The organism is Anabaena sp. FACHB-83 (genome assembly GCF_014697485.1).
Classification (GTDB): domain Bacteria; phylum Cyanobacteriota; class Cyanobacteriia; order Cyanobacteriales; family Nostocaceae; genus Nostoc_B.
Map to the genome: position 1 here is coordinate 1 of NZ_JACJRY010000094.1, position 9,041 is coordinate 9,041.

The following is a 9,041-nucleotide window of genomic DNA, read 5'->3' on the forward strand; positions in this document are numbered from 1 at the left end:
TTGAGGTACTCATTTTTTAGCATTTGAGCCTCTTTTTCACTTGCTTTTCTTCTTTTATTTTCCGACTCTGAGAATGAATACTCACACCCTTGTAAAAAACCTACACCTGTCAGACCCCCAACCTCCTCGCCTGCGGGGAGGGGGCTAATTGTTATGTGGTTTTTGATGGTGTGTGCGATCGCACCTCTTGTGCCAATTTCTTGCTAAATCTATCACCCGCTTGCCAAAATGAGTTATTCTGGTTATGCTAAATATTACGTATACGAAGTATTTTACCTAATGGTTACTCAACCTAATAATTCTACTACTTGTGAGTCTTGGCAGCAAGTTTTAGCGCCTTACAATTTGGGTTATCGAATCAAACTACTTTCACAACTGTTGACCCGCAAGTTGACTGACAAACTAGAACCTTTTGGGCTAACACCATTTCATTGGTTGGTGTTGTGTTGTTTGTGGCAAGAAGATGGTTTACCCACATCCAGTATTGGTGAGAAGTTGCAGCAGGTGGGTGGGACTTTAACAGGCGTACTAGACCGGATGGAAGAACGAGGCTTAGTCCGTCGAGAACGAGATGTACACGATCGCCGAATTTGGCGTATCTGGTTGACGGATGCAGGTAAGGAACTAGAAAAAGTATTACCGCCACTAGCCGCAGAATTACGTGAAGAAGCTATGCGTGGTATTTCCACCGATGACCGGGAATACTTTTCTCAATTGCTCAATAAAGCCATTGCTAACCTATCTTAAGGCTGGATGACAATCGCCCATTTGGGTGAAGCTATGTATAAATTTATTTGCGAAAATATTTAGCATCCTAAATAAAAGAATAGAAGCTACTTGCAACTAAATAGTACGTATTCTAAATAATTGCCGCAAGGAAGAAGCTAACTATGACAACAACCACATTAAACGGACGCAAAAAAGAGAAAACATCTGTTGTCGAAACAGAAATAATTACTGATACCGAGACTTTAGATGCAGCGATAGCCACGCCAGAAGCACCGGAAACCGATGTCCACCCGCAGCCAGAGAAAAAACCCCGTAGTTCAAAGCGATTACCTTTAATTTTGGCGGGGTTGGGTGTAGGTGCGATCGCTGCTGGTACATTTGGTTATAACTACTGGCAATACGCTTCCTCTCACGAAGAAACAGACAATGCCACTGTTAGCGGGCATGTTCACCAAGTTAGTAGCAAAATTCCCGGAACGGTTGCTCAAGTTTTAGTCAACGACAACCAAGAAGTGCAACCGGGACAGTTACTAGTTAAACTTGACCCCCGTGACTATGAAAGTAAAGTGCAGCAAGCCGCCGCCGCCTTAGCCAACGCCCGCAGTCAAGCCGAAGCCGCCGCCGCCAATATTGCCTTAACGGCGGAAACCACCAATGCTAAGACAACTCAAGCCCAAGGTGATGTGAGTGGGGCTGTATCTGCCATTTCCACCGCCCAAGCAGCAGTACGAGAAGCCCAAGCCGGGATTCCCGCCGCCCAAGCCGATGTGGAATTAGCCCAAGCCGGGATTCCCGCCGCCCAAGCCCAGGTAGCCCAAGCCAACGCCAACCTGCAAAAAGCGGAAACAGATTATAACCGTTACAACAGCTTATATAAAGAAGGTGCGATCGCTCGTCAACAGTTGGATGCAGCCAAAGCCGCCTATGATGTGGCTTTAGCCCAGAAAAATGCCGCCATCCAAGGAGTTGAACAAGCCCAAGCCAGATTAGCCTCTGCCAAAGTTGGAGTAGCCCAAGCCCAATCTCGACTCGCCCAAGCCCAAGAAGGTGTTACCAGCGCCCAAGCCAAACTCACCGCATCAAAAGGTGGATTGCAACAAGCGACAGCTGGAACTCAAGATACTAGCGTCAAACGTAGCCAATACGAAGCTGCCAAAGCGGCCATTTCTCAAGCCGAAGCATCCTTAAAAGATGCCCAATTGCAGTTATCCTACACCAACGTTACTGCCCCTAGTGCTGGGCGAGTTGGTAAAAAAACCGTGGAAATTGGCAATAGAATCCAAGCCGGATCACCATTAATGGCGATTGTTGATAACGAAAACTGGGTAGTAGCCAACTTTAAAGAAACCCAACTAGAAAGAATGCGCCCCGGACAACCAGTAGAAGTCAAACTCGATGCCTTTCCTCACCACACCTTTAGCGGCAAAGTTGACAGCATTTCCCCGGCTTCCGGCGCTCAATTTGCTTTATTACCACCAGACAACGCGACAGGTAACTTTACCAAAGTAGTGCAACGCATTCCTGTGAAGATAGTTTTAGACCAAAAGAGTATCCAAGGTTACGACTCCAGGATTACACCAGGGATGTCTGCGGAAGTTAGTGTGGAAGTTAAATAAAGTTTGTAATGAACTTGAGTTAAATGAGCATCAATTCCTGATAAATGACAAATGACAAATGACCAAATTTAAACAGTTGCAACTACCTGCCTTTCAGTCAAAAAACTATCGTTTGTTTTTTGCGGGACAAGGAATTTCCTTAATAGGAACATGGATGACTCAACTGGCTACGGTGTGGCTAGTGTATGACTTAACTAACTCACCATTAATGCTAGGTGTAGTTGGATTTACTAGTCAAATCCCCAGTTTTTTTCTCGCTCCCTTTGGTGGCGTGTTTGTAGATCGCTTTTCGCGGTATCGTACTTTAATTGGTACGCAAATTATGGCGATGATCCAGTCTTTAGCGTTAGCTGTACTAACACTAACAGGCATGATTCAAATTTGGCATATCATCGCGTTGAGTTTATTACAAGGATTGATTAACGCTTTAGATGCACCAGCCAGACAAGCATTTGTCCCGGAACTAGTTGAACGCAGAGAAGATTTAGCGAATGCGATCGCCATCAATTCAACTATGATTAATGGGGCGCGACTTATTGGCCCCGCCATAGGCGGATTATTAATTGCCAGAGTTGGTGTTGCTTACTGTTTTTTAATCGACGGCTTGAGTTACATTGCTGTGATTGTCGGCTTACTAGCAATGAACATTAAGCCGTGGAAAATGCCGTCTAGTCCAGGTAATCCCTTAAAAAGAGTTAAAGAGGGATTTATTTATGCTTTTAGCTTTCCCCCAATTCGCGCCATTTTATTACTATCAGCTTTAGTTAGTTTAATGGGGTTGCAAAATACAATTCTAGTACCAGTTTTTGCCGAAACAATCTTAAAAGGTGGTGCTGAAACTTTAGGATTTTTAATGGCAGCATCAGGCGTGGGAGCATTATCAGGAGGGATATATCTCGCTACTCGTAAAACTATTTTAGGCATTGGGAAATTAATTGCGATCGCACCAGCAATATTAGGCTGTGGTCTGATTGCATTTTCTGTTTCTCGATTTTTACCATTGTCTTTATTCACAATGCTATTTGTCGGTTTAGGAACAATTTTACAAATTGCTGCAAGTAATACCTTTTTGCAAACCATCGTGGAAGAAGATAAACGTGGAAGGTTAATGAGTCTATACACAATGTCATTTTTAGGTATGATACCTATAGGCAATTTAATCGGCGGTGGAATTGCAGATATCATTGGCGCTCCTAATACATTAATTATTGATGGTATAGCTTGTATTATCGGTTCAATATTTTTTAGTAGACAACTGCCAGCTTTACGGCAAATGGTAATACCAATTTATGAACAGAAAGGTATTTTAGTTAGGAAGTAAATTAGTGTTGAATTTGGTGATTTATGTCACGCCCAGACGCAGAGAGATTTAAGAGAGTATCGGTAGATAAAAACTCTGTCATCTCCAACCTCCTATCAATGGTACATTTTTAATATTCTCCCAATCTTCGCCCCTCAAAATGGAGCATGACTATGGCTAATATTTCGGCTGTAGCACCAGAAGGCATACCCTTAAGAACTTGGATTGGTGTATTAGCCAGTATGCTTGGTGCCTTTATGGCAGTTTTAGATATTCAAATCACTAACGCTTCATTGCAAGAAATTCAAGCATCTTTAGGTGCAACTTTAGAAGAAGGTTCTTGGATTTCTACTGCTTATCTTGTCGCCGAAATTGTCGTCATTCCCTTAACTGGATGGTTATCGCGGGTTTTTTCCCTCAGACTTTATTTATTAGTTAATACTGGATTATTTATCTTCTTTTCTATTTGCTGCGCTTGGGCGTGGGATTTAAATTCCATGATTGTTTTTCGGGCTTTGCAAGGCTTTACAGGAGGCGTTTTAATTCCTTCAGCTTTGACGGTTGTGTTAACAACTTTACCACCCGCCAAACAATCAATAGGACTTGCCGCATTTGCTATTACAGCAGTTTTCGCTCCATCAATTGGCCCGACTTTAGGCGGTTGGTTAACAGAAAATTATAGTTGGGAATATAGTTTTTATATCAATGTGTTTCCTGGTGCATTAATGCTGGCGGGTGTATGGTATGGAATTAAGCAAGTCCAACCCCAAATTCAGTTATTAAAACAAGGTGATTGGTGGGGAATTTTTTCAATGGCTATTGGCTTAGGTTCCCTACAAGTTGTGTTGGAAGAAGGTAGCCGGAAAGATTGGTTTGGCTCACCATTAATTGTACGTTTAAGTATTATTGCCGCAATTTTTCTGACTTTATTTTTCTTGATTGAATTAACTCGTAAGCAACCATTTATTAATTTACGTTTATTACGTTATCGTAACTTTGGTTTAGCTAGTGTTGTAAATGTTTCCCTAGGGATAGGGTTATATGGTTCGATTTATATTTTGCCTTTGTATCTGGCTCAAATTCAACAATATAACGCACTGCAAATTGGTGAGGTGTTAATTTGGGCAGGGATTCCCCAGTTATTTATTATTCCGTTTATTCCCAAACTTATGCAACGCATTGATGTGCGGTTTATGGTGGCATTAGGAGTAACTTTGTTTGCTATTAGTGCATTTATGAATGCGGGATTGACTAATCAAACCGGGTTAGATCAATTACGTTGGTCACAATTAGTCAGGGCAATGGGACAACCATTAATTATGGTTCCACTGACATCTATTGCAACTGCTGGGTTAAATCCTAAAGATGCAGGTTCAGCCAGTGGTTTATTTAATATGATGCGGAATATGGGTGGTTCTATTGGAATTGCTGTGTTAGCAACTTTATTAAGTAATAGAGAGCAATTTCACTCGAATAGATTAGGCGATGCTGTGTCTTTATATAACCCAGAAACGCAACAACGAATTGACCAAATGACACAATATTTTATCAGCCGTGGTGCAGATTTAAGCACAGCACAAAATCAGGCGATCGCATCTATTTCCAATGTTGTTCGCCGCGAAGCATTTGTTATGGCTTTTAATGATTGTTTTTACTTTATTGGTCTAGCTTTATTACTTAGTGGGATTGCGATTTTATTCATTAAAAAAGTAAAAGCAACTGGTGGTGCAGTTGCCCATTAAATTTAGCTAATCCAACATTTCAGAGTCAACATAAATTTTGTAGAGACTGATTAATTGTATCTTCATCAAGAAACGGTATTAGACTCTTAGTCTTATGAATAAAAAGATCCCCGACTTCTTTAAGAAGTCGAGGATCTGAATCTTGCCGGGAAATTTATTTATGGGAATTTCCCTGTTGCCTGTTACATTTTAATACTGAATTCTTTTTCAAGATACGCCAGGATTATCAGCAGCCCGAATTTGTTTTAACATTTGTTCAATCTGGTAAACTCTATCATTGCGACTTTGGGTTTTAAAAATATTTAAAGCTTTTTCTAAAGAAGCAACCGCCTCATCTTTTTTATTAACTTGCCATAGTGCTTGTCCTAAATTAGTCATGGCTTCCCCATAACTAGGATTTATTTCTAAAGCTTTGCGATATTGACTAATAGCATCATCCCAACGGTCTTGAGTTGCATACACAACACCGATCGCATTGTAAGCTAAAGCATATTTTGGCTTGAGACGAAGGGCTTCTTGATAAGCTGTAATCGCTGCTTCTGGTTGCTTTTGTCGCCGCAGTACATTACCAAGTTGAAAATGTCCAAAAGCATCGTCGGGATACTTTTTAATTAATCTACGTAAGACTTTTTCTGCACCTGTTAAATCACCACTGTTTAATAAATTGTTTGCTTGTTGAACTAGTTGCGATCGCTCGGAATTTCCATCATCCTGAAATTGTGCTAGTTTTTGTGGTTGTTTTTGAGTAATTTGTACATTTTCTTGCAATGCAACTTGTGTAGGAACTGCTAACACTAATGGCGATTCACCAATTGCAGCTATGAGACTCACTATGATGCTACTAATGGGTAGAATCTTCATTGCCTTCCACTCCTCAATAATGTCTTAATCCTTATCATAGATGGAAGTGCGTTACCTAACGTTCCCTAAAAGATTAGCGATCGCTCTGCAATTTTGGAAATACTGAAGTTAATAACATGCAACTTTGTAGTAAGTATGTCAGAAAATCACGTCGGTATTGAACAAACAAGACAAAAGAAAGAAAAAGAATCATACTCACAAACCAACGCCAGACTGCTTCGAGTCGAGCCAGCACGTTGCTTTGCTTCTCAAATTGGTGGCGACTGGCGTGGGAAACCCGCCCACGCAACTAACTCCTAAATTTGTTTATGGGGATGATCTTTTCACTTTTTACTTTTTAAGTTGCACTACCCCCGCTACGAGGGATACGTTCAATCTCCGCATATCCACTGAAAATTAATTTTTGCCCTTCAGTTTCTAAACGATTGAGCCGCATTTTGACTCCATCTAGGTCAAAGCGATCTAAATCAACCATATTATCTAAAATGTCTGCCAGCGCCACACTCAGGGTTTGAGAAATTGCTTTTTGCGTTTCTGGGACTTGCTCAAGGTCAATTTGGGGGTCTTTAAAAGAAATGCGTCGCCGCCTTTCCACAGCTATGGAAACTATCATATTTATGGGAACGAGTTCGCCATTATTTAAATCGGCTTTGGCGGTAATTCGCAGGTGATTTTCTGGTAAGAGTTGTACCTGAACTTCAGGAAAGGAAACTGGCTGACCACCAGATAATTCTGTTAAAGCAGGTACATCAAGGTTAACTAGGCGCTTTTTCACGAGTTCTGCCTTGAAAGCCTGGTTAATGCCTGTTTCGGATAATACTACTTGGGCGATCGCTTGTGTAGGTTGCTTCAGGCTTAATTTGCCACTTAATACCGCGCCAAAATCTATCGCCACTGCATCCGTTTCAAACGACATCTCCTCCACCGCAAAATCTTTGCGGATCACCAAGCCACGTCCGTTCATTTTGAAACTATCAATGCTACCTTGCAACAACTTACTGGAGGGATAGCAGCGTACCAAGACTTCTACTGACTCGCTTTGGGTAAACAGATGGCGAATCGTTTGGCTGGCCACTGTGTTGAGCATTCGCTCACCCCAGTCAGTGCCTTTAGGATCTTGTAAACCAGTTAGTCCGCCGAACATGAGTTAGTGCGTCTCTAGAAGTTCTTTGTACTTTTGTAACAAAATGTGAAGAATACAGCAACCCTCCAGAGATTGATTGTACTGATAACCTGACTTGGAATCGCTAATGTTTCTCTACGCAATGTGTTATATGTTACACAGATTGTCTAAGTTAAAGGAATAAATTTTTCGTGTTCTTGAGTCCTAAAAAAGTTAAAAGCGTCAAGCTAACAAACTGTTAGTTATGACGCTGGCGATTTTTTAGTTTTTTCCTAAATCCAGGGTCTTTAAATTGTATTTGACCCTATATGAAAATGATTTGTTTATCTTCAGGGTCTTTATATTGGCTGACCCCGTTTGAGTAATTATCATTTTCGCAGAGATTTTGATTTTTCCTAATTTCCTAATATTTTTTTTATATTTTCTCTCTTTCTATTGCAGATTATGTCAAAAAATTAAGAAAAAATAAAAATATTAAGTTATGTAAAAAGATGACAGATATTTCTGTCTAATCGCCTTCAATAATGCGAAACTCTTATCCCATATATCTTTGAGATATACTAATACTAGATATGAGGGATTAAAACAAATTAGTCTCAATCTTTGCTGATCTGTTTACAGCGTTGCAAAACACTTAATACATAATGGCAAGTGAAACGCTTGACACCCACTTAATCACTATTGGTGATTGAAATATCTATGTTAGAAACCAAAAACCCAAAAAATATCTCCAAAACAATTGCTATAGGCAGAAAATCTTCTTCTGGTAAAGAAAATGAAGCGATGAGAGCTATTGCATATAGCATGGATTTACTACTACCTGGTTTCTATGTATGGGTATTGGGTTTTAGTTTTCGCATTGGTGGAAGTTTACCAGATGATAGTCCTTATAAATATCCTGGTGAAATTCATAGTCAAACTGGAATTGCTTTAGTATTACCAGGGTATAGAATTTTTACGACTTATCAGGGTAGCTATGACCCTAAACAAACATCAGATACAGGGGCTAACAGCTTTTAATTGTACAGTTCTCGACTCCAATACTTTTGAAAATTTAATGACTCAAGCAGGGTATTCCATTTCAGGTAGCGCACCTGCACAATCCAATAGAATCAAAGTATGGTGGATTCATAGCGAATATCCAAGAGTCGAGTCTGTGTATAGTTCAGACAGGAAAATAGTGATCACGGCGTATCATGTTAACTGAATATTTATACTATTCCACTATTTAGGTAGTTGCCGACGTTTTTCCCAGCGCCACAAAAAGACCATTAGGGCAACAATTCCGAGTTGCAATGCTAAATTTGGTAAAGCAGTATCAAGTTCTTTGCCTGCAAGTACGCGAAAAAAGAAGACAAATGCGCCAATAAAGCTAGAAGCGCCCACACCAATATAGATAAATTGCCGTAAGCCGCGATAAGGTGCGGCGATTTCTGCTTTGAGACGGGCATATTGTTCTGGATTTAGGCGGGTTTTGGGATTTGGGTCTACCATTGGTAAATAATGCTATAATCTCTAATCGTGTATGCCGATGTGGCTCAGTGGTAGAGCAGCTGATTCGTAATCAGCAGGCCACGGGTTCAAATCCCGTCATCGGCTTGGGTTTCACAAGAATGATACTTTTAATTGACTAGATTTTGACTAATTCCGCTTAAAATCACTTACCTTTT

The 9,041-nt window shown here is 40.6% G+C and carries 9 protein-coding genes and 1 tRNA gene; 7 read left to right on the forward strand and 3 right to left on the reverse strand.

Annotated features, from left to right (window positions below; all coding sequences use genetic code 11):
* Nucleotides 1–279: 279 nt before the first annotated feature.
* The 4 genes from H6G79_RS35595 (at nt 280) to H6G79_RS35610 (ending at nt 5,387) form a co-directional block, all read left to right on the forward strand.
* Nucleotides 280–747, forward strand: a complete 468-nt coding sequence (locus H6G79_RS35595; protein WP_190592657.1) for a MarR family winged helix-turn-helix transcriptional regulator — start codon at nt 280–282, stop codon at nt 745–747.
* A gap of 143 nt (nt 748–890) precedes the next feature.
* On the forward strand, nt 891–2,345 hold the full coding sequence (locus tag H6G79_RS35600; protein WP_190592656.1) for an HlyD family secretion protein: 1,455 nt from the start codon (nt 891–893) through the stop codon (nt 2,343–2,345).
* Nucleotides 2,346–2,403: 58 nt separating this feature from the next.
* Complete coding sequence (locus tag H6G79_RS35605) at nt 2,404–3,666, forward strand: MFS transporter (protein WP_190592655.1); 1,263 nt, start codon at nt 2,404–2,406, stop codon at nt 3,664–3,666.
* Between the two features lie 152 nt (nt 3,667–3,818).
* Nucleotides 3,819–5,387 carry a DHA2 family efflux MFS transporter permease subunit gene (locus H6G79_RS35610; protein WP_190592654.1) on the forward strand — a complete coding sequence of 523 codons (1,569 nt, stop codon included), beginning with the start codon at nt 3,819–3,821 and terminating at the stop codon, nt 5,385–5,387.
* A 207-nt stretch (nt 5,388–5,594) separates the two neighbouring features.
* Here the strand turns inward: H6G79_RS35610 and H6G79_RS35615 are convergent, their stop codons facing one another.
* Nucleotides 5,595–6,248 carry a tetratricopeptide repeat protein gene (locus H6G79_RS35615; RefSeq protein WP_190592653.1) on the reverse strand — a complete coding sequence of 218 codons (654 nt, stop codon included), beginning with the start codon at nt 6,246–6,248 and terminating at the stop codon, nt 5,595–5,597.
* Nucleotides 6,249–6,383: 135 nt separating this feature from the next.
* On the opposite strand from H6G79_RS35615, the gene H6G79_RS35620 reads away from it, so the two are divergent.
* Nucleotides 6,384–6,548, forward strand: coding sequence for a hypothetical protein (locus H6G79_RS35620; RefSeq protein ID WP_190592652.1), 165 nt, complete (start codon nt 6,384–6,386; stop codon nt 6,546–6,548).
* 37 nt (nt 6,549–6,585) lie between these two features.
* On the opposite strand, the gene H6G79_RS35625 is transcribed toward H6G79_RS35620, so the two are convergent.
* Nucleotides 6,586–7,392 carry a DUF2993 domain-containing protein gene (locus tag H6G79_RS35625; RefSeq protein ID WP_190592651.1) on the reverse strand — a complete coding sequence of 269 codons (807 nt, stop codon included), beginning with the start codon at nt 7,390–7,392 and terminating at the stop codon, nt 6,586–6,588.
* 678 nt (nt 7,393–8,070) lie between these two features.
* Between H6G79_RS35625 and H6G79_RS35630 the strand changes: the two genes are divergently transcribed.
* Nucleotides 8,071–8,391: a hypothetical protein gene (locus tag H6G79_RS35630; protein ID WP_190592650.1), complete on the forward strand. Its 321-nt coding sequence runs from the start codon at nt 8,071–8,073 to the stop codon at nt 8,389–8,391.
* Nucleotides 8,392–8,595: 204 nt separating this feature from the next.
* Here the strand turns inward: H6G79_RS35630 and H6G79_RS35635 are convergent, their stop codons facing one another.
* On the reverse strand, nt 8,596–8,865 hold the full coding sequence (locus H6G79_RS35635) for a DUF3493 domain-containing protein (RefSeq protein WP_190592649.1): 270 nt from the start codon (nt 8,863–8,865) through the stop codon (nt 8,596–8,598).
* Nucleotides 8,866–8,898: 33 nt separating this feature from the next.
* On the opposite strand from H6G79_RS35635, the gene H6G79_RS35640 reads away from it, so the two are divergent.
* Nucleotides 8,899–8,970 (forward strand) — tRNA-Thr (locus tag H6G79_RS35640).
* Nucleotides 8,971–9,041 lie beyond the last annotated feature (71 nt).

Coding starts and splice junctions, on each gene's coding strand:
- H6G79_RS35595 (WP_190592657.1), top strand. CDS start 280: ATGGTTACTCAACCTAATAATTCTACTACTTGTGAGTCTTGGCAGCAA.
- H6G79_RS35600 (WP_190592656.1), top strand. CDS start 891: ATGACAACAACCACATTAAACGGACGCAAAAAAGAGAAAACATCTGTT.
- H6G79_RS35605 (WP_190592655.1), top strand. CDS start 2,404: ATGACCAAATTTAAACAGTTGCAACTACCTGCCTTTCAGTCAAAAAAC.
- H6G79_RS35610 (WP_190592654.1), top strand. CDS start 3,819: ATGGCTAATATTTCGGCTGTAGCACCAGAAGGCATACCCTTAAGAACT.
- H6G79_RS35615 (WP_190592653.1), bottom strand. CDS start 6,248: ATGAAGATTCTACCCATTAGTAGCATCATAGTGAGTCTCATAGCTGCA.
- H6G79_RS35620 (WP_190592652.1), top strand. CDS start 6,384: ATGTCAGAAAATCACGTCGGTATTGAACAAACAAGACAAAAGAAAGAA.
- H6G79_RS35625 (WP_190592651.1), bottom strand. CDS start 7,392: ATGTTCGGCGGACTAACTGGTTTACAAGATCCTAAAGGCACTGACTGG.
- H6G79_RS35630 (WP_190592650.1), top strand. CDS start 8,071: ATGTTAGAAACCAAAAACCCAAAAAATATCTCCAAAACAATTGCTATA.
- H6G79_RS35635 (WP_190592649.1), bottom strand. CDS start 8,865: ATGGTAGACCCAAATCCCAAAACCCGCCTAAATCCAGAACAATATGCC.